The organism is Nonomuraea sp. NPDC059194 (assembly GCF_042754765.1).
Lineage (GTDB): Bacteria > Actinomycetota > Actinomycetes > Streptosporangiales > Streptosporangiaceae > Nonomuraea.
Genome location: NZ_JBHZBH010000001.1, coordinates 102,224 through 120,579, shown reverse-complemented (window position 1 = coordinate 120,579; position 18,356 = coordinate 102,224). Strand labels below are relative to the sequence as shown.

22 protein-coding genes are annotated in these 18,356 nt (G+C 69.8%); 10 read left to right on the top strand and 12 right to left on the bottom strand.

Annotated features, from left to right (window positions below):
* Nucleotides 1-102 precede the first annotated feature (102 nt).
* From ACFXJ8_RS00585 to ACFXJ8_RS00575, 3 genes are all read left to right on the top strand, one after another.
* Nucleotides 103-771: a response regulator transcription factor gene (locus ACFXJ8_RS00585; protein WP_043620820.1), complete on the top strand. Its 669-nt coding sequence runs from the start codon at nt 103-105 to the stop codon at nt 769-771.
* Nucleotides 772-774: 3 nt separating this feature from the next.
* On the top strand, nt 775-2,049 hold the full coding sequence (locus tag ACFXJ8_RS00580; RefSeq protein WP_379641657.1) for an ATP-binding protein: 1,275 nt from the start codon (nt 775-777) through the stop codon (nt 2,047-2,049).
* A 201-nt stretch (nt 2,050-2,250) separates the two neighbouring features.
* Nucleotides 2,251-2,904, top strand: coding sequence for a maleylpyruvate isomerase family mycothiol-dependent enzyme (locus tag ACFXJ8_RS00575; protein WP_379641656.1), 654 nt, complete (start codon nt 2,251-2,253; stop codon nt 2,902-2,904).
* Here ACFXJ8_RS00575 and ACFXJ8_RS00570 read toward each other — a convergent pair.
* Complete coding sequence (locus ACFXJ8_RS00570; RefSeq protein ID WP_379641655.1) at nt 2,901-3,392, bottom strand: GtrA family protein; 492 nt, start codon at nt 3,390-3,392, stop codon at nt 2,901-2,903. The two genes, ACFXJ8_RS00575 and ACFXJ8_RS00570, sit on opposite strands and share 4 nt — an antisense overlap.
* Nucleotides 3,393-3,562: 170 nt before the next feature.
* Here ACFXJ8_RS00570 and ACFXJ8_RS00565 point away from each other — a divergent pair, with 170 nt between their 5' ends.
* Together ACFXJ8_RS00565 and purE are read left to right on the top strand one after the other, a co-directional pair.
* Complete coding sequence (locus ACFXJ8_RS00565; RefSeq protein ID WP_379641654.1) at nt 3,563-4,714, top strand: 5-(carboxyamino)imidazole ribonucleotide synthase; 1,152 nt, start codon at nt 3,563-3,565, stop codon at nt 4,712-4,714.
* Nucleotides 4,715-4,725: 11 nt separating this feature from the next.
* On the top strand, nt 4,726-5,208 hold the full coding sequence (gene purE, locus ACFXJ8_RS00560; RefSeq protein WP_379642051.1) for a 5-(carboxyamino)imidazole ribonucleotide mutase: 483 nt from the start codon (nt 4,726-4,728) through the stop codon (nt 5,206-5,208).
* Nucleotides 5,209-5,248: 40 nt separating this feature from the next.
* Here purE and ACFXJ8_RS00555 read toward each other — a convergent pair whose 3' ends face one another.
* The 3 genes from ACFXJ8_RS00555 to ACFXJ8_RS00545 form a co-directional block, all read right to left on the bottom strand.
* Nucleotides 5,249-5,470, bottom strand: coding sequence for a helix-turn-helix domain-containing protein (locus tag ACFXJ8_RS00555; RefSeq protein WP_379641653.1), 222 nt, complete (start codon nt 5,468-5,470; stop codon nt 5,249-5,251).
* Nucleotides 5,470-6,090, bottom strand: a complete 621-nt coding sequence (locus ACFXJ8_RS00550) for a DUF2975 domain-containing protein (RefSeq protein ID WP_379641652.1) — start codon at nt 6,088-6,090, stop codon at nt 5,470-5,472. The genes ACFXJ8_RS00555 and ACFXJ8_RS00550 overlap by 1 nt, the downstream gene beginning before the upstream one ends.
* A gap of 278 nt (nt 6,091-6,368) precedes the next feature.
* Nucleotides 6,369-7,682 carry a UDP-glucose dehydrogenase family protein gene (locus tag ACFXJ8_RS00545; RefSeq protein ID WP_379641651.1) on the bottom strand — a complete coding sequence of 438 codons (1,314 nt, stop codon included), beginning with the start codon at nt 7,680-7,682 and terminating at the stop codon, nt 6,369-6,371.
* 123 nt (nt 7,683-7,805) lie between these two features.
* On the opposite strand from ACFXJ8_RS00545, the gene ACFXJ8_RS00540 reads away from it, so the two are divergent.
* Nucleotides 7,806-8,960 carry an acyl-CoA dehydrogenase family protein gene (locus ACFXJ8_RS00540; RefSeq protein WP_379641650.1) on the top strand — a complete coding sequence of 385 codons (1,155 nt, stop codon included), beginning with the start codon at nt 7,806-7,808 and terminating at the stop codon, nt 8,958-8,960.
* 189 nt (nt 8,961-9,149) lie between these two features.
* On the opposite strand, the gene ACFXJ8_RS00535 is transcribed toward ACFXJ8_RS00540, so the two are convergent.
* The 3 genes from ACFXJ8_RS00535 to ACFXJ8_RS00525 form a co-directional block, all read right to left on the bottom strand.
* The gene (locus ACFXJ8_RS00535) at nt 9,150-9,326 is read right to left on the bottom strand and encodes a hypothetical protein (protein WP_379641649.1); all 177 of its coding nucleotides are present in this window, start codon (nt 9,324-9,326) and stop codon (nt 9,150-9,152) included.
* A 56-nt stretch (nt 9,327-9,382) separates the two neighbouring features.
* Nucleotides 9,383-10,627 carry a DUF1266 domain-containing protein gene (locus ACFXJ8_RS00530; RefSeq protein WP_379641648.1) on the bottom strand — a complete coding sequence of 415 codons (1,245 nt, stop codon included), beginning with the start codon at nt 10,625-10,627 and terminating at the stop codon, nt 9,383-9,385.
* A 63-nt stretch (nt 10,628-10,690) separates the two neighbouring features.
* A complete protein-coding gene (locus ACFXJ8_RS00525; RefSeq protein WP_379641647.1) occupies nt 10,691-11,146 on the bottom strand; it encodes a hypothetical protein in 456 nt (151 codons plus the stop codon).
* 101 nt (nt 11,147-11,247) lie between these two features.
* On the opposite strand from ACFXJ8_RS00525, the gene ACFXJ8_RS00520 reads away from it, so the two are divergent.
* Both ACFXJ8_RS00520 and ACFXJ8_RS00515 read left to right on the top strand, forming a co-directional pair.
* Nucleotides 11,248-11,655 carry a hypothetical protein gene (locus tag ACFXJ8_RS00520; RefSeq protein WP_379641646.1) on the top strand — a complete coding sequence of 136 codons (408 nt, stop codon included), beginning with the start codon at nt 11,248-11,250 and terminating at the stop codon, nt 11,653-11,655.
* 149 nt (nt 11,656-11,804) lie between these two features.
* The gene (locus tag ACFXJ8_RS00515; RefSeq protein WP_379641645.1) at nt 11,805-12,743 is read left to right on the top strand and encodes a sulfite exporter TauE/SafE family protein; all 939 of its coding nucleotides are present in this window, start codon (nt 11,805-11,807) and stop codon (nt 12,741-12,743) included.
* Between the two features lie 16 nt (nt 12,744-12,759).
* Here the strand turns inward: ACFXJ8_RS00515 and ACFXJ8_RS00510 are convergent, their stop codons facing one another.
* The gene (locus ACFXJ8_RS00510; RefSeq protein ID WP_379641644.1) at nt 12,760-13,413 is read right to left on the bottom strand and encodes a class I SAM-dependent methyltransferase; all 654 of its coding nucleotides are present in this window, start codon (nt 13,411-13,413) and stop codon (nt 12,760-12,762) included.
* Nucleotides 13,414-13,514: 101 nt separating this feature from the next.
* Here ACFXJ8_RS00510 and ACFXJ8_RS00505 point away from each other — a divergent pair, with 101 nt between their 5' ends.
* Nucleotides 13,515-14,003 (top strand): PH domain-containing protein, encoded by a 489-nt coding sequence (locus ACFXJ8_RS00505; RefSeq protein WP_379641643.1) that lies wholly within the window; start codon nt 13,515-13,517, stop codon nt 14,001-14,003.
* Nucleotides 14,000-15,469: a PH domain-containing protein gene (locus tag ACFXJ8_RS00500; RefSeq protein ID WP_379641642.1), complete on the top strand. Its 1,470-nt coding sequence runs from the start codon at nt 14,000-14,002 to the stop codon at nt 15,467-15,469. The genes ACFXJ8_RS00505 and ACFXJ8_RS00500 overlap by 4 nt, the downstream gene beginning before the upstream one ends.
* 37 nt (nt 15,470-15,506) lie before the next feature.
* Here the strand turns inward: ACFXJ8_RS00500 and ACFXJ8_RS00495 are convergent, their stop codons facing one another.
* From ACFXJ8_RS00495 to ACFXJ8_RS00480, 4 genes are all read right to left on the bottom strand, one after another.
* Nucleotides 15,507-15,803: a hypothetical protein gene (locus tag ACFXJ8_RS00495; protein WP_379641641.1), complete on the bottom strand. Its 297-nt coding sequence runs from the start codon at nt 15,801-15,803 to the stop codon at nt 15,507-15,509.
* A 107-nt stretch (nt 15,804-15,910) separates the two neighbouring features.
* Complete coding sequence (locus tag ACFXJ8_RS00490) at nt 15,911-17,131, bottom strand: FAD-binding oxidoreductase (RefSeq protein WP_379641640.1); 1,221 nt, start codon at nt 17,129-17,131, stop codon at nt 15,911-15,913.
* A 54-nt stretch (nt 17,132-17,185) separates the two neighbouring features.
* Entirely contained in the window at nt 17,186-17,671 is a 486-nt protein-coding gene (locus ACFXJ8_RS00485) for an RrF2 family transcriptional regulator (protein WP_379641639.1), read from the bottom strand.
* A 10-nt stretch (nt 17,672-17,681) separates the two neighbouring features.
* Nucleotides 17,682-18,296, bottom strand: a complete 615-nt coding sequence (locus ACFXJ8_RS00480; protein ID WP_379641638.1) for a GNAT family N-acetyltransferase — start codon at nt 18,294-18,296, stop codon at nt 17,682-17,684.
* Nucleotides 18,297-18,356 lie beyond the last annotated feature (60 nt).

The following is an 18,356-nucleotide window of genomic DNA, read 5'->3' as shown; positions in this document are numbered from 1 at the left end:
CATCATTTATCAGCGTTTGCCCAGGTCAATAGATAGGTCAAACGCGAGTCAAACCGCGCGCTGTGACCGGGAAACGATCGCTTAAGGTCCTACGATCGCTTCATGACCTGCGTACTTCTCGCCGAGGATGACACCTCGATTTCCGAGCCACTCGCGCGCGCTCTGCGCCGCGAGGGCTACCAGGTTGAGGTGAGCCCCGACGGCCCGCAGGCCCTTGAGAGGGCTCTGTCGGGGGGCATCGACCTCATCGTTCTCGACCTAGGCCTGCCGGAGATGGATGGCCTCGAGGTCGCCCGCCGGATCCGTGCCGAAGGGCACGGAACCCCGGTTCTCATCCTCACCGCACGCGTCGACGAGGTCGACACCGTCGTCGGGCTCGACGCCGGCGCCGACGACTACGTCACCAAGCCGTTCCGCCTCGCCGAACTCCTCGCCCGCGTCCGGGCGCTGCTACGGCGCGGCACCTCAGAGACCCCCGTGGTCCAGGGTGTCCGCATCGACGCCGACTCCCGTCGCGCGTGGATGGGCGAGAAGGAGCTCCACCTCACGACCAAGGAGTTCGACCTGCTGCGCGTCCTCGTGCGCGACGCCGGCAAGGTCGTCACTCGCGAGCAGATCATGCGCGAGGTCTGGGACACCAACTGGTGGGGGTCGACCAAGACCCTCGACATGCACATCTCCTGGCTCAGGCGCAAGCTCGGCGACGATGCCGCCAAGCCGCGCTACATCACCACGGTCAGGGGAGTCGGCTTCCGATTCGAGCGAGAGTAGGCAGTGCGCCGCCGCCTGCTCTCCTCCACCCTGGTCGTCGCGGTCATCGCCGTCCTCCTGCTCGGGGTGCCCCTGGGCGTGGTGGTCAGCCGCCTGATCGTCGAGGATGCCACCAAGCAGCTGAGGTCGGACGCGACCCGCCTCGTGGGTGAGGTGGAGTACGCCCGCATCCAGGAGACACCACTCGATCCGCAACAGCTGAAACAGAAGTATCCGGACCGATACATCCAGATCTATGTGAACGGCAACCCGCCGACGGCGACCGTCGTCGGCGCCTCCCCGCCGTCCGGCCACTCCATGCACGAGGAGGCCAAGTCGGACAGCGGCATCTACGTCAGGGTGAGCCGCGACCGGGACCAGGTCGAGCGAGAGGTACGTGCTCGCCTGCTCCTCATCGTGGCACTGGCCGCCGCGGCTCTCGCGGTCGCGGTGGGTCTTGCCATCGTGCAGTCCCGCCGGCTCACCCTCCCCCTCCAGGACCTCGCCAAGATCGCGGATCGACTCGGCTCAGGGGACGCCAGACCCAGCAAACACCGCTACGGCATACCCGAGCTCGACCGCGTCGCCGAGGTGCTCGACCGCAGCGCCACCCGCATCTCCGACCTGATCACGCGCGAACGCGAGTTCGCCACCGACGCCTCCCACCAGCTGCGCACCCCGCTTACCGGGCTCACCATGCGCCTGGAGGAGATCGTCGCCGCTTCCGACGATCCCGATGTCGTCCGCGAGGAGGGCGAGGCCGCCATCGTCCAGGCCGAACGCCTCACCGCGGTCATCGACGAACTCCTCGCCGCCGCCCGCCGCCAGCGCGTCGCCCAGGCCGAGCCGATCTCCGTCGACGACGTCCTGGTCCAGCAGGTCACCGAATGGGAGCCCGCCTTCCGCCGCGCCGGCCGTTCCGTCTCCCTCGACGGCGCCCGCGGCCTCAAGGCCCTGGCCACCGGCGGCAGCCTCGGCCAGGTGATCGGCTCCCTCCTGGAGAACTCCATCCAGCACGGCGGCGGCGCCGTCTCGGTGTCGACCAGCAGCAGCGACAACTACATCGTCATCGAGGTGTCCGACGAAGGGCCCGGCATCTCCGACGACATCGCGCCGAAGGTGTTCGAACGCAACGTGAGCGGCGGCGGCGGCACCGGGCTCGGCCTCACGCTCTCCCGCGCGCTGACCGCGGCCGACGGCGGGCGGCTCGAACTCGTGCGCCGCAGGCCCGCGGTGTTCGCCATCTTCCTCCGCCCGGCCGACAGCCCGGGCCGCCGCGTGGTCACCGGCCCCGCCTGACCCTTCTCCTCGTACGGCGGGGCCGCCGCCTGGCGCCCCGGCCCGACCGACGTCCGCGCCGCCGTACGGCGGGCCGCCGCGTGATCACGGGCCCGCGTGCCGTTCGGGTAGATCCGCCGGGACACCCGGGCCCCGCCCGGGAGTAGTGTCGTCGACGCCCGCCATCGCGCGGCGGGGTCGACCAAGCTGGCGGAGGCTGGAATGGATCGCGATGAGGTGTGGCAGGCCATCGACCACGAACGCGCCAGCCTCGCGGACCTCTTCGACGACCTGTGCGACCAGGAGTGGGCGACCCCGAGCCTGTGCGAGGGCTGGCGGGTGCGCGAGGTCGCGGCCCACCTGACGCTCGCCCACTTCCGCCTGCTGCCCGCGCTGGTAGCGGTGCTGAGGGCGCGCGGCAACCTGAACCGCATGATCCACGACACCGCCGTCCGGCAGGCGGAGCTGCCCGTGCGGGAGTACGGCGTCCTGCTGCGGGCGATGGTCGGATCACGCGCGAAGGCGCCCATGATCAGCGACTTCGAGCCGCTCATCGACATCCTCGTTCACGGGCAGGACATCGCCATTCCCCTCCGCCGTGACCGGCCCATGCCCGCCCGGCCCGCTGCCGCCGCCGCGACCAGGGTCTGGACGATGGGAGCGCCCTTCCACGCGCGGCGGAAGCTGGACGGGCTCGAACTCGTCGCCACCGACTGCTCCTGGACGGCAGGGCAGGGAAAGCAGGTGGAGGGGCCGATCGCGGCCATGCTGCTGCTGTTGACCGGGCGACGGGCCGCCCTGGCTCAACTGTCCGGACCTGGTCTTGCCGACCTTCAGTCCCGTCTGTCCCCGGCCGACGGGAACCCCGCGACTTAGCGCCTGGGCGAGGAGACGGCCTCGGGCAGGCCGGTGGCGGGCTCGACGGGCGGGTCCTCGGGGGCCAGGAAGACCCACCGCTTGTACGACCAGTACCGGAACAGCGTGCCGAACCCCACACCGATGATCTTGGCGATGTTGTAGCTGAGCGGGTCCTGCAGGCCCAGTGTGTAGGTCGTGAGCCCGATGAAGATCAGCGAGATCAGCAGCCCGATCCCGTTGAGCAGGAAGAACAACGCGTACTCCCTGGCCAGCCCGCTCTGCTCCCGGTGGCGGAAGGTCCAGAAGCGGTTGCCCACGTACGCGAACGTCGCCGCGACGCAGGTGGCCAGCACCGCCGAGATCATCGCGCCCCAGCCGAACCCGAACCGGAAGAGGTTCGTCGCCCCCATGTCGATGAAGAAGGCGATGCCGCCGATCGTCCCGAACTTCGCCAGCTCGCGAATCAGGTGGACGAACCGGTGGTAGGCACCTTTGAGGAACTCCACGTCTCCTGCACGGTCCTTTCCGGGTTCGCCTGCCGCACCCCCTCGAGCAGGCCCGACGCCACCAGGCTACCGGCCACGGGGTACGGCCGGGCGCGACGACCCCGCGAAGCCGTACCCCACCCCCATCCGGCCGGACGGCGGGCGCGTGGCTGCCGGTATGCTTCGGGCATGTGAGCAGCACCTCTTCGCATGTCGGCCCCGTGGTGGGCGTTGTCGGAGCGGGCCAGTTGGCCCGCATGATGCAGCAGGCCGCCATCCCGCTCGGCATCGAGCTGCGAGTCCTGGCCAACGCGCCGGACGAGAGCGCCGCCAAGGTGATCGTCGACACCAGGCTGGGCGACTACCGCGACCTCACGGTCCTGCGCGAGTTCGCCTCCGGCTGTGACGCCGTCACCTTCGACCACGAGCACGTCCCGACCGAGCACATCAAGGCGCTGGCCGACGAGGGCATCGAGGTCCACCCCGGCGCCGACGCGCTGGTCCACGCCCAGGACAAGGCGGAGATGCGCAGGCGGCTGACCGAGTTCGGCGCGCCGTGCCCGGCCTGGCGGACGGTGGAGACGGTCGCCGACGTCGAGGCGTTCGCCGCGGACAACGGCTGGCCCGTCGTGCTGAAGGCGATCAGGGGCGGCTACGACGGCCGCGGCGTCTGGGTGTGCGACGACGCGGCCGAGGCCGCCGAGGTGGTCGCGACCGGCATCCCGCTGCTGGCCGAGGCGTTCGTGCCGTTCGAGCGTGAGCTGGCCGTGCTGGTCGTCCGCTCGCCCCACGGCCAGGGCGTCAGCTACCCGGTGGTGGAGACCGTCCAGGAGAACGGCATCTGTGTCGAGGTCCTGGCCCCCGCGCCGAACCTCGACCCCGAGCTCGCCGCCCAGGCCCAGCGCGTCGCCCTGAAGATCGCCGACGAGCTGGGCGTGACCGGGCTGCTGGCGGTGGAGATGTTCGAGACCAGCAGCGGTCTCGTGGTCAACGAGCTGGCCATGCGCCCGCACAACAGCGGCCACTGGACCATCGAGGGCGCCCGTACCTCCCAGTTCGAGCAGCACCTGCGCGCCGTGCTCGACCTGCCGCTCGGCTCGCCCTCGCTCGCCGCGCCGTACGTCGTCATGGCCAACCTCCTCGGCGGCGACGACCCCGCCATCTTCAAGCGCTACGAGCACGTGATGGCCCACGACCCGGGCGTCAAGGTGCACTTCTACGGCAAGGAAGTGCGCCCAGGCCGCAAGATCGGTCACGTGACCGTGCTCGGCGACGACCTCGACGACGCCAGGGCCCGTGCCAGGCACGCGGCCGTCTACCTCACCACAGGGGAGTACACGTGATCGGCATCGTGATGGGCAGCGACTCCGACTGGCCGGTCATGAAGCAGGCGGCGGAGGCGGTGGCCGAGTTCGGCGTGCCGTTCGAGGCCGACGTGGTCTCCGCGCACCGCATGCCGACCGAGATGATCGAGTACGGCAGGCAGGCCGCGTCCCGCGGCGTCAAGGTGATCATCGCGGGCGCCGGTGGCGCGGCGCACCTGCCCGGCATGCTGGCCTCGGTCACCCCGCTGCCGGTGATCGGCGTGCCCGTGCCGCTGAAGTACCTCGACGGCATGGACTCCCTGCTGTCCATCGTGCAGATGCCCGCCGGAGTGCCGGTGGCGACCGTCGCGGTCGGCGGGGCGCGCAACGCGGGGCTGCTGGCGATCCGCATCCTCGCCGCCTCCGACGAGGGGCTGCTGCGGCGCATGGAGGCCTTCCAGGAGACGCTGCGCGACCAGGCCCACGCCAAGGGCGAAAGGCTCCGCGCCGAGGCCGCCGACCTGGGCCGCTGACCCAGCCGCCGCCGAGCCGGACGACCTCAAGGGTGCTGGCTCAGCGGTCGTAGCCGAGCAGGTCACCGGGCTGGCAGCGCAACTCCCGGCAGATCGCGCTCAACGTCGAGAAGCGGATGGCCTTGGCCTTGCCGTTCTTCAGGATGGACAGGTTCACGATCGTCACGCCCACCCTGTCGGCGAGCTCCGTGAGCGTCATGCCCCTGTCGAGCAGGAGCTTGTCGAGCCGCACCGAGATGTGGTGCGCTTCCTCCGGCGGCATCAGACCAGACCCTCGGTGTCAGCGCGCAGCCTGGCGCCGTGCTTGAACACCTGGCCGAGCGTCAGTACGGCGATGCCCACGACCCCCGCCCATCTGAACTCGTCCATGCCGCTGAACGTCGTGCCGTCCAACGGGCTGCCGTCGACCAGCAGAGCCATGGCCACCTTCTCCACCAACGGCACGGCCACCATCGGCGCGATCAGCAGCGCTCCGATGATATTGAGCCTGCGGACGTTCGCCATCACGAACGGGTCGTCGGTGCGCACGGTCCTGACCACCCGCAGGAACACCACGGCCACGGCGCCGAGGATCAACGCGGTGAGCAGATCGGGGACGGCGAGCAGGAAGCGCTGGTAGAAGGTGGGGGAGGCGACGACGATCGTCCTGTTGAAGCTCGGCGTGACCATGCTGACCGTGCCGGGGGCGGCCGCTGCCGACGTTTGGAGTGGATCGTCGGCGGGGGTGGATGTGGAGTACGGGTTGAACCAGACCGCCCGTGTGTCGATGCCGTCGCTGCTGACGACCTGGACGACTCCCAGGACGAGGAATGCGACGGCGAAGAGGATGCCGCACCACAGGACGGCTTCGAGGGCCCAGGTTGATTGCTTCGCGCGGGGCATGACCGGCCTCCTCGGGGGAGATATCGTCTATCGATAACAACGATAAACGATAAGAGGGGCGATGTAACGGCGGGAAGCGAAGTTCCGCTGGAGTAGCGTGAAGGACAGGCGCCGGCCACGTGACCACGGGAGGGCCGGGGAGGCTTGCCGTACGGGATGGATTCGCATCGAACGCCCGCGCCCGGCTTCTGCGCGCGCCCGCCGCCTGTCGAGAGGCGTGCATGGGTCGTCCCCGCGCGGCGACGGACAGGGCGCCGGCGCGCGGGGGAAGGTGTGAGCTACGGGCGGCCGAGCGCCCGGTAGTGCCAGCCGGCCGACCGCCAGGCCTCGGAGTTCAGGGCGTTGCGCCCGTCGACGATCTTCCGGGTGGCGACCGCGGCGCCCAGCTCCTCCGGGTCCAGCTCCACGAACTCCTGCCACTCCGTCAGCAGCAGCACCACGTGCGCCCCGCGAACCGCGTCGAGCGCCGACGTGCCGTAGGCAAGCTCCGGATGCGCCTTGCGCGCGTTGTCCAGCGCGATCGGGTCGTAGACGGTGACCTGCCCGCCCTGCTGCCCGATCGTCACGGCGACGTCGAGCGCGGGGGAGTCGCGGATGTCGTCCGAGTTCGGCTTGAACGCCGCGCCGAGCACGCCGACCGTGCACCCGCGGAACGAGCCGCCCGCCAGCTCCCTGGCCAGGTCCACCATCCGCGCCCGCCGCCGCATGTTGATCGCGTCGACCTCGCGCAGGAACGTCAATGCCTGGTCGGCGCCCAGCTCGCCCGCCCGCGCCATGAACGCGCGGATGTCCTTGGGCAGGCACCCGCCGCCGAACCCGAGCCCCGGGTTGAGGAAACGCCCGCCGATCCTGTCGTCGAACGACAGCGCCCTGGACAGCTGCTGCACGTCCGCGTGGGAAGCCTCACACACCTCCGCCATCGCGTTGATGAAGGAGATCTTGGTCGCGAGGAAGGCGTTCGCCGCGCTCTTGACCAGCTCGGACGTCGGGTAGTCGGTCACCACCATCGGAATGTCGCCGAGCGGCTCGTAGACCTCGCGCAGGATCTTCTCCGCGTGCTCGGAGGCGACGCCGATCACGATGCGGTCGGGCTTGAGCGTATCCTGGACGGCGAAGCCCTCGCGCAGGAACTCGGGGTTCCACGCCAGCTCGGCCGCCGCGTTGACCGGCGCCAGTCGTGCCAGCTTGGCCGCCAGGCGGGCCGCGGTGCCGACGGGGACGGTCGACTTGCCGACGACCAGGCACTCTCTGTCGAGGTACGGCGCGAGCGACTCGACGGCCGCGTCGAGGTAGGAGACGTCCGCGGCGTACTCGCCCTGCTTCTGCGGTGTCCCCAGGCACAGGAAATGGACGTCGCCGAACGCGGCCGCCTCCTCGTAGGAGGTGGTGAAGCGCAGCCGTCCCGACGCGAGACCTCGCCTCAGGATCTCTTCCAGCCCGGGTTCGTGGATCGGCAGCTCACCGTTCTGCAAACGTCGGATCTTGTCGGCGTCGATGTCGAGGCCGAGAACGTCGAAGCCAAGGTCCGCCATACAGGCCGCGTGAGTGATGCCCAGATACCCGGTTCCGATCACCGTAAGGCGATATGGCACGAGTGAGCTCCTTTCGTCGCCAAGGCATGTTACCGGTCCCCGTAACTTCCACTGTGCCACCTGGGTAAACCGGCAAATCGTACCCGCTGGTAACAAGATGCTTGGACGTCCTAGTATCGGGGTATGACCTACGCCCTCACCGAGGAGCACGAGATGCTCCGGGAGACCGTCCGTGCCCTCGCCGACGAGAAGATCGCGCCCCGTGCCGCCGAGGCCGACGAGCGCGAGGAGTTCCCGTGGGATGTCTACAAGTCGCTGGTTGCCGCCGACCTGCACGCGATCCACGTCCCTGAGGAGTACGGCGGTGCGGGAGGCGACGCGCTCGCCGCGGTCATCGTCATCGAGGAGGTCGCCCGCGCCTGCGCCTCCTCCTCGCTCATCCCCGCCGTCAACAAGCTCGGCACCGTCCCGCTCCTGCTGTCGGCCTCGGAGGAGCTCAAGGCGAAGTACCTCGCCCCGGTCGCCACGGGCGAGGCGATGTTCTCCTACGCTCTCTCCGAGCCCGAGGCCGGATCCGACGCGGCCGCCATGAAGACCCGCGCGGTCCTCGACGGCGACCACTACGTCCTCAACGGCGTCAAGATGTGGATCACGAACGCCGGCGTGTCCGAGTACTACACGGTCATGGCCGTCACCGACCCGTCCGCGGGCGCGCGCGGCATCTCCGCCTTCGTCGTGGAGAAGTCCGACCAGGGCGTCTCCTTCGGTCCCAAGGAGAAGAAGCTCGGCATCAAGGCCTCGCCGACCCGCCAGGTCATCCTCGAGGACGTCCGCATCCCGGCCTCCCGCATGATCGGCGCCCCCGGGAGCGGCTTCAAGACCGCCCTGGCCACCCTCGACCACACCCGCGTCACGATCGCCGCCCAGGCGCTGGGCATCGCCCAGGGCGCCCTCGACTACGCGATCGGATACGTGAAGGAGCGCAAGCAGTTCGGCAAGCCGATCGCCGAGTTCCAGGGCCTGCAGTTCATGATCGCCGACATGGGGATGAAGCTGGAGGCGGCTCGGCAGCTGACCTACCACGCGGCGGCCAAGTCGGAGCTGGCGATGCACGGCCAGCCCCAGAAGGACCTCACGTTCCTGTCGAGCGCGGCCAAGTGCGCGGCCTCGGACGCCGCGATGGAGATCACGACGGACGCGGTGCAGCTGCTGGGCGGGTACGGCTACACGCGCGAGTTCCCGGTGGAGCGGATGATGCGCGACGCCAAGATCACCCAGATCTACGAGGGCACCAACCAGATCCAGCGCATGGTGATGGCTCGCCAGCTACTCAAGTAGGCGGTGAGCTGCGAGAACCCGGTTCCTGTCGGTGAGGAGCCGGGGCTTTCGCAGGTTGAACTTGCCCCGGCGCGGTCATGCGAGCCGGGCATCATGTGGGCGTGAACGCGGAGGGTGAACCCAGGGTCGGCATGGCCGAGCTGCCGCGCGTCGTTCTCCGGGGCTGCGATAACGCCCGTGGTAGCCCCGTCAGGAGAGCGCCCGCGCGTACCGCCGGACCACATCCCGCCACCGCTCGCTCGCCAGGACCTCATCCTCCAGGGCCAGCTCCGGGTGATCGCCCGGGGCGCAGACTCCATAGATCTGGCCGACCACCTCTATGACCTCGCCCTGGTTTGCGCCATCGGCTGCGACGAAGGCCATCACCCCAGCCACAGTTCGTCATGGGTGCGATTCGCTGTGTTGTCGTGAAGGACCGCTGGTCATTTGAAGGGGATGTTGAGCCAGGGGCTGTCCGGGTCGGTCGTCAGGATTCGGTGCGCGTTGAGCATCTCCCCGTACCAGTCACCGAACTCCTCCTCGTCGAAGTGGAGACAGCGTCCCAGGATGTAGGCGGCCGAGAACTCTTCCCACGAGCGGTAGTTGATCCGGCTGACCCGTCCGGCGCGCAGGACCGCCTGTTCGGCCTCCGCCAGGTCGCAGAAGCGGGCGCCGAGTCCCCAGCGGGCCATTTTCGACGCCCGCCCGTAGTCCCACGCCTCCACCGAGTGCACGAACCTGCCCTCGGGGAGCAGGCCGTCCGCCCGGAATCGTGCCTCGTACCGGGTGATTCGGCCGATGAGCCGCTGCGCTCCGGCGATCTCGGCGTCGGTCTCCGCGTGACTCAGGGAGGCGGTCCCGTTCTCCTTCTCCGCGGCCTGCTGCTGGATGACCCGCGTGGTCACGCGCCGCCAGTGGTCCACCTCGACCACGCCGCCGTAGTCGAGGGCGAGGGCGCTGCGGATTCCCAGCACGAAACTCCAGACCGGGCTGCTCATCCGGCCCCTGAGAAGCCCCTCCTCGACACGCAGCCAATCTTCTCGGCTGGTGATCTCCCACCACTCCTCCAGGCGTCTCCTCTCGCGAACGTAGCCGGTGCCGTGCCAGCCCATCGCATTCCAGAGTGAGGCGTTCTTCACGCACAGCAGCGCCCCGCAGGCGAGGCCGTGAGCGACGGGGCCGTTCAGCGGGCCTCCGGCCCACAGCGTGCGCAGTTGGTTGCGGGGAGGGTAGGGCATCCGGTCGGCGTGCCAGCGCCACGCCTGCCGATGGGCGGCCGTCGCGGGGAAGAACGCCTCGCAGGGCGTGCCGGGGTTGATGGCCAGCCACTCGTCGTCCTGGGGCCAGTCCTCGGCGAGCTTGCCCAGGTCGACCTCGAAGAAGACCGGGTCGGGTACGGGTGCCGGGAGCATCCCGGCGGTGAAGAAGGCAAGACACTTGGGGCCGGGGGGAGGGCCCCAGTAGGCGGCGTTGTAGTGGAGCCAACCGGGCTTGGCGTCGGCCTGGGCGCGCGACATCGCGTGGTAGAGGTCCGCCGTTGCCAGGACGTCGAAGTAGGCGGCCCAGTCGCCACGCATCTTGGCCTCGTACAGGCCGCGTTCGATGGCGGTGGGCGCGTGCCAGGAAGGGACGGGTGGCGTCGCTTCATCGTTGGGTGCGCCCTGATTCGCCGTGAGATCAGGGCTCATGCCGTTCCACGTCCCATGCCGCAATACATTACAACTGCCCCATAGCTCGCTTCAGGGAACTGATCAGGTGTCGTACATACCGTCCCAGGGTTCGTAGAAGCCGATGCCGTTCGGGTAGAACTCGGCGTGTTCTTCGCCCTCAAAGGTCTCCAGGACGAGACCGAACAGCACTCCGTCGAACAGGTGCCGGAACGGCCGGATGGCGATGTCGTCGAAGCGGAGGCCGGGGAGCGCGTCGAGCCAGAGCTTCAGCCGTTCCTGCGCGGTGTCGACGGCCGTCCGGTAGTCATCGTCGGATCCGGTGCGCTCGATGCGGGAGTGGAGGTGATGGCCCGCGGCGTCGAACGTGTGCAGGACGGCGTACCAGCGCTTGTGCGACCTCCAGTCGTCGGTACGGGTGTAGCCCTCACGGAAGGCGGCGATGACGGAGCCGAAGAACTGCCCGCCTTCCCAGTGGCCGATCGTGTCGGTGTGGTAGTCGGGTTCGTACACGATGGGAATGACCTCGGGGACTGTCATGTGCCGGAGCGTAGCCACCAGGTCCGACAATCGGTCTGTGCGCGAAGCCGTCAGTGACGGAAGCGGCATTCTGTCAAGATCACCGCATGCTGCGATTGGTCATGACGATGCTGATGTTGGTGCTGCTCCTCAGCGACGGCAGTGTTCTGATCGGGCCGCGCACGTTTGGAGACCATGCCGCACAAGCCATCTGGAACTGGCGGACCAGCGGTGCCGCGGAGATCTGGCGCGAGGGTTTCGTTCCGCTCGGGGACCTGAGCTCGATGCCGCCGGAGGTGCGCGAGCAGATCGGGCGTGACGAGGAGTACGGCTGGGTCGTGGCTGGTTCGCTCCCCGCTCCACCGGCGGAGGCGCAGGTCCGCTGGGACGACGGGTCCACGATGCGGGTCCCTGTGATCGAGCCGCGAGAGGCGCTGCCGGCGCTGTCCCCCTGGCCCGAAGAGTACACCTTGCCGTCGAGCACGATCCCTTCGCCGGGCCGTACGACGATCCCTTCAAGCTTTGAGTGACGGCCGCCACGGGCGGCCGTCAGAACTCAGGCCGGGTGGAAGCTTCCGCCCGGCCTGAGTCTTTTCCCGTGAGGACTTGACGAGAGCGCGCCCCCGATAAATAGTTAATTCCTACTCGCATAGTAGAGAAACTCGGGAAAGGGGATGTCGTGCGCGCGCTCATCCTGCTCGGCCTGGTCGGCTTCGCCGCCCAGCTCGTGGACGGCAGCCTGGGCATGGCCTATGGCGTCACATCGACCACGCTCCTTCTGGCTGTGGGCACCAACGCGGCCGCGGCATCGGCCACCGTGCACCTGGCTGAGATCGGCACCACGCTCGCCTCGGGTGTCGCGCACTGGCGGTTCAACAACATCGACTGGAAGGTCGTCGCCAAGATCGGTGTTCCGGGAGCGGTCGGGGCCTTCGCCGGGGCGACGTTCCTGTCCAGCCTGTCGACCGAGGTGGCGGCGCCGATCATGTCGCTGATCCTGCTGTCGCTCGGCGCCTACATCCTCATCCGGTTCACCGCCTTCGGGCTTCCCCGCGGGAACCTGGGCAAGCCGCTGCGCAAGCGGTTCCTGGCGCCGCTCGGCCTGCTGGCCGGGTTCGTCGACGCCACGGGCGGCGGCGGTTGGGGCCCGGTCGGCACCCCCGCCATCCTGGCCAGTGGACGGCTGCAGCCGCGCAAGGTGATCGGCTCGATCGACGCGAGCGAGTTCCTGGTGGCCCTGGCGGCGAGCATCGGCTTCCTCGTGGGAATCGGGTCGGAGAACATCGACTACGCCTGGGTCGGGGTGTTGCTGCTCGGCGGCGTCATCGCCGCGCCCATCGCGGCCTGGCTGGTACGGCACATTCCGCCCCGGATCCTCGGCTCGGCCGTGGGTGGCGTCATCATCCTCACGAACGTGCGCACCCTGCTGCGCAGCGACTGGATCGACGCCTCAGGCGGTGTCCAGGCGATCGCCTACCTCGCCATCGCGGCCCTCTGGGCCGCCGCGATCGCCTACTCCGTTCGCGAATACCGTCGCGACAAGGTCGCCGAGTCGGTCGAAGGGGTCGAGGTCGAGCTGGGACGGCGCGAGGGCGAGGGCGAGCGCACTCCGGTCTGACGCACAGCTGTTGGGGTCAGGCCCTGGGGCCTGACCCCAATTCGTCGTAACCGACGAAGGTGAACATGCGCCGCCCCGGGACCAGCGGGTACGGGCGGCCGGTGAAACGGTGTACGCCGACGCCGTACCCCGCCCCGGGCTCCGACACCCACTGCCGGTCGAATCCGCGTTCCTCGAACCACGCGCAGATCCGCGGCACCAGGTCGGGCGCGGAGCGGTGGCGGGTCCAGATCACGGTGGCGCCCGTCGCGGCCAGCATGGCGCAGTGGGCGACGGTGCGTTCGATGTCCTCGCCGGTGATGTTGCCGAAGATCCCGCACGCCAGCACCAGGTCGGCAGGCGTCATTCCCTCGTAGTGGTCGGTGCGCGACGCGTCACCGGTGACCACCTCGACCTGGTGCAGCCCGCCGGCCGAGATGACGTTCGCGGCGGTGGCGGTGTTGCGCGGGTCCAGTTCGACCAGGCGCGCTCGGACGTCGTCGCGGCGCGGATGGCCGGCCAGCACGGGCAGCAGGTCGCGGCCCTCCCCGGCACACAGGCTGATCACCTTCAACGGCCCAGGAGGGCAGCCGTCCAGCGCCTCCCTGATCCGCTCCTGGACGACCTGGAGCCGACGGGCGAGAGTCGAGCCGGGACGGTCGTACGCGTCGTGCCAGGCCTGCCAATCCATGATCACACCTTACGGGACACCCTCCAGATGGCCGCGTGTGCTAAATTCTGGCCAAGCGGTCAAAATTTGGTCCAGAGGGCCAGATATGAACAGGAGCCTGGATGCGACTCGAACTTCGGCCGCCCCGCCATCAGGTCGACCAAAGAGCGATCCGATGGTGGACGACGCAGGCGCTGATTCCCGTGGTCCCCGCGGTCCTCGTGCTGGGCCTGCTGGCCCTGCTGATCCCGCCCGCCCGGCTGTGGCTGCTGCTTTCGCTGGCCGTCGTGGCGCTGCCCGGCCTGGCGTACGCGCTGGTCATGCCGCGTCAGCGGTACCGGGTGCACCGATGGGAGACCACCGAGGACGCCGTCTACGCGGCGTCCGGATGGATGTGGCACAAGGCGCGGGTCGCGCCGATGTCGCGTATCCAGACCGTCGACACCGTGCGTGGCCCGCTCCAGCAGATCTTCAGGCTGTCCGGGGTGAAGGTCACCACGGCCTCGGCGGCGGGCTCGATCACGATCCAGGGGCTGGACCAGGCCCTGGCCGCCGACCTCGTCGAGCGACTGACGGCCAGGACGCAGGCCGTACCGGGAGATGCCACGTGAACCACGCAGACCAGGAATGGGGGCGGCTCGACGGGCGGACCGTCGTGACGGGCGTGAGCTACGTGACCGGGCCCGTGATCGCCGCCGGGGCCGTGGTCGCCGTCGCGGGGCCCACTCTCCGAACCGTCATCCCGCTGCTCGCCCTGCTGGCCGTCCTCGCCGGGACCGCGGTGCTCTTCTCGCTCCGGTACGCCACCACCCGCTACCGGATCACCGACGACCGGGTCGAGCTGCGGTCGGGGCTGCTGTTCAGGCGGCACCGGTCGATCCCCCGCGACCGCGTCAGGGCCGTCGACCTCACGGCGGGGCCCGCGCACCGGCTGCTCGGCCTGGCGGTGGTGCGGATCGACGCGGGCGAGCAGCAGGCGGGGCTCAGGCTCGACGCGATCTCCAGATCCAGGGCCGAGAGCGTGCGCGCGCTTCTCCTGGCCGGGAGTACGGCGGAGTCCACGCTGGCGGCGTTGCGGCCCGGCTGGATCGGCTTCGCGCTGCTGAGCAGTTGGACGCCGCTCATCGGCCTCGCCCCGTTCGGCGCCTTCTTCCGCGTGCTCGACATCTTCGGTGTCGAGCCGGCCGAGGTCGGGTTCCTGCGCGAGGCCTGGGGCGAGGTGAGCGCGGCCCCGCCGCTGCTGGTGGCCGTGCTCGCCGTCCTGATCGTCGCGGTGATCGGGCTGGTGGGGGCGCTGGCGCTGTATGTGGAGGTGTGGTGGCGCTTCAGCCTGTCGCGCGAACCTGGCGGCGCCTATCGGGTACGGCGCGGCCTGCTCGCCACGCGGTCGCTCTCTCTGGAGGCGGGACGGCTGCGCGGCGTCGAGCTGGCCGAGCCGATCCCGCTGCGGTGGGGCGGCGGAGCCAGGTTGCGCGCGCTCGTCGCGGGGGTCGACCCTGACGACGACGAAGAGCGGACCTCCACCGCGCTGCTGCCGCCCGCGCCGAGGGCGACGGCGCTGCGGGTGGCCACGCAGGTGCTCGGCGGGCCCGCGCTGGCGGTGCCGTTGCGCCCGCATCCCCGGCAGGCGCTGCGGCTGCGGCTGTTCAGGGCCGTGTGGCCGCTCGCGTTGGCGGTGCCTGCGCTGGCCGGGCTCGGGTGGTGGCTGAGCTGGGTCCCGGACGCGCTCTGGATGATCGCCGCCGCGGGCGTGCTAATCACGCTGCCGCTGGCCGTGGACGCCTACCGCAACCTCGGTCACGGGCTGGCCGGTCCTTACCTGGTGACCAGGTACGGCGCGGCGCGGCGCAGGACCGTGGCGTCGCGTAGGGACGGGGTCATCGGCTGGGTGATCGGCCGGTCGCCCGCGCAGCGGCGAAGGGGATTGATGACCCTGGCGGCGGCGACCGCCGCGGGGACGCATCGGATGAAGGACGTCGGGGTGGGGGAGGGCGTCGCGTTCGCGGAGGAGGCGGTTCCCGGGCTCCTCGCTCCCTTCCTCGTGCACGCGCCTTCACCGGCGCCGGTGCGCTCGTGAAAACCGGGAGGGGCGGGGGGAGCTGTGAGCGTCCGGCTCAGAAGATGCGATGGCAGCCGCTGCCGGTGATCCCCGCGGGCGTGTTGGCGTATCCGGACGTGCAGACGATGATGCGGGTCAGCTGGAACGGCGACCAGACGGCGAACGGCCCGGTGATCGGCCCCGTGGCGGGGGCGCTCTCGGCGGGCCGGCAGTGGAGGCCCTCCAGTGTGCCGTTGTCGGAGAGGTTCACAATGATGCAGGCGTAGGCAGGGGTAGAGGCGGCGTGGGCGGGGGTGACCAGACCGACCAGGGCGAAGAGGGCGATGCCGAGCGTGGCGACGACTGTCTTCACAGGAAGATTCCTTCCAGAGAGAGTGATCAAGTGCTGGGGCCACAAGGGCCCCACCTTGCACATTAGTGTCCGATCGATCACTCTACGTAGTCGCCACGAGAGTCAGCTCAGTTCCCGAGCACCGGGTAGTTGCTGCGGAACACGCCGTCGGGGTCGTGGCGGCGCTTGATGCCGCGCAGCCGCTCCAGGGTCTCGGCGGGGAAGGCGTCCGCGGCGCTCTCTCCGGGCGACAGGAAGGTGTACGGCTTGCGCCCGCCGTCGATGATCTCCCGCTGCCTGTCCTCGACGCCCGGCCGGCCGAACAGGTAGAGCAGGTAGGGCTCGTCGAGCCGTCCCGCCGCGCTGTCGGACGGCTTGGCCAGCGCCCCGCCCAGGTGTCTGATCTGGACGCTGATCAGCGGGTCGATGGGCATGAGCCGGTCGAGGATCCCGTCGAGGTCGTCGATGAGCCGGGCCTTGGACGCGCCGGCGGACGGGTCGGTCGGCTCGCCGGTGATGTCGCCGAGCGCGGTGATCGGCATGAGGCCGCGGGTGTCGGACAGCGCCCCGCCGATCCGGTCGAGCGGCGCGAGCAGCCGGCTCGCGTCCTGCCCGAGATAGGTGGAGTCGACGGCGACGAACGGCGGCGCGCCGGGGAACTGGAGGAGCTCGAACCAGAGCGTCAGCTCGTCCGGCGCGGTCGCGGTGATCTCCCTGAAGGCCTCCAGCACCTCGGGCGCGCGGTCGGCGGGCCACAGGACGCGCCCGCCGTACAGGTGGGGGGCGGGGTGGAGATCGAACTCGATGGACGTCACCAGCGCGAAGTCGCCGCCGCCACCGCGCAGGGCCCAGAACAGCTCGTCGTCGGGCGTCACCGTGGAGCGCCGCCCCTCGGCGTCGACGATGTCGAAGGAGCGGACGTCGGAGGAGGCCCAGCCGTACGCGCGGGAGAACCAGGACAGTCCGCCGCCCAGCGTGTAGCCGGTGACGGTGACGACGGGGGAGCTGCCGGGCAGGCCGGTCAGGCCGTGCGCGGCCGCCGCCGCCTGCACCTGCCCCCAGGCGACGCCCGCACCGACGCGCGCGATCCTGGCCGCGGGGTCGATCTCCAGTGAGGAGAGCCCACGGGTACGCAGCAGGATGGCGTCGTCGACGTCGCCGCTGGCGCCGTGCCCGCTGGGCTGGGCGGCGAGAGCCAGCCCTTCCTTGCGGGCCAGCTTGACCGCCTCGGCCACGTCGTCGGCGTCATACGCCTCGGCCACCGCTCGGACGGGCTGGTGGACGGCCAGGTTCCACGGCTTGGCCGCCTGCTCGAAGCTCTCGTCGCCGGGGAAATGGATGTTCAACATGGAAGGTCCTCGCTATCTTCGATGGGAAATATCCAGAATCTCGTCATGAGCCGATCAGGTTCGCAGGTTGGCGAACCACGACCGGGTGTTGTCGGGCGTCAAGGGGAAGCGCCCCTCGACGGTCTTCCTGATGTCGGCCAGCGTCTGACTCGCCAGCTCGTGCCGCCAGGCCAGCTCCGCCCTGCGCATCGCCTGCGCGATCACGCACGACTCCCGGTAGTCGACGTGCGGGCTGCCGCCGGGGCCCTCCCGCAGGATCTGCTCGCACCTGAACGCCTCCTCCGCGCCCTCGATCGCGGTGACCACGTCCATCAACGTGATCCGGTCGAGGGTGCGGGACAGTCTGAAGCCGCCTTTGGGGCCCGAGGTCGAGGTCAGGATCCCGGCCTTGGCCAGCGACTGGAGCTGCTTGTTGAGGTACGCCGTGGGCAGGCCGTAGAACGCGGCCAGCTTGGCGGCCGTCATCGCCTCGCCCGTCTCGATCCATGAGAGGTTGAGGCAGCTGTGAAGCGCCCACTCGACGCCCTCGCTCATCCGCATATTCTGGATACTACACGTCCAGAATACCTTTCGCCATAGTGGAGCCCCAGCTATCGGGCCGGATCACGCCGAAGCCCATGGCCTGGTAGAAGGCGAACGCTCCCGGGTTGCCCGCCCCCACGCCCAGGTGCACGCCCGGCACCCGCCGTACCCGCAACGCGTCGAGCAGCGTCTTCATCAGCTGCCGCCCCAACCCCGCGCCCTGCCCCCTCGGCAGGATGTCGATGTGCAGGTGGGCGGGGTAGCGGTCGTAGAGCTCGTCAGGTGTCGGGCCGGCATCGTGGATGCGCTGCACACACCACCAGTCCTGCGTGCCGTCGCCGGGGTCGGCGGCCATCGTGCGCGGATAGCGGGCCCGCAGCCCCGGCCACCAGTGCTCCTCCATCCAGTGCTCGAAGGCCAGGGTGTCGGCGGTGGCGATGATGTAGCCGAGCACGCCCCGCTGGTCGACGGCCACGAAACTCAGCGCGGGGTCGGCGATCGGGTACGGGCCCGCGTAGATGTGGGCGAGCAGGTCGGGGTCGTGGTAGAGCGAGGTGGCGTCCTTGCCCGAATCTCCCGTCTGGAGACAGACCCGGTACATGCCGGGCAGGTCGTAGGGCTGGAACGGTCGAATCTCCACCATGTGCTCCCCCTGGCGCGAAGTCGAGATTGCGCGAACGTATCAGGCGACGTGCCCGATACC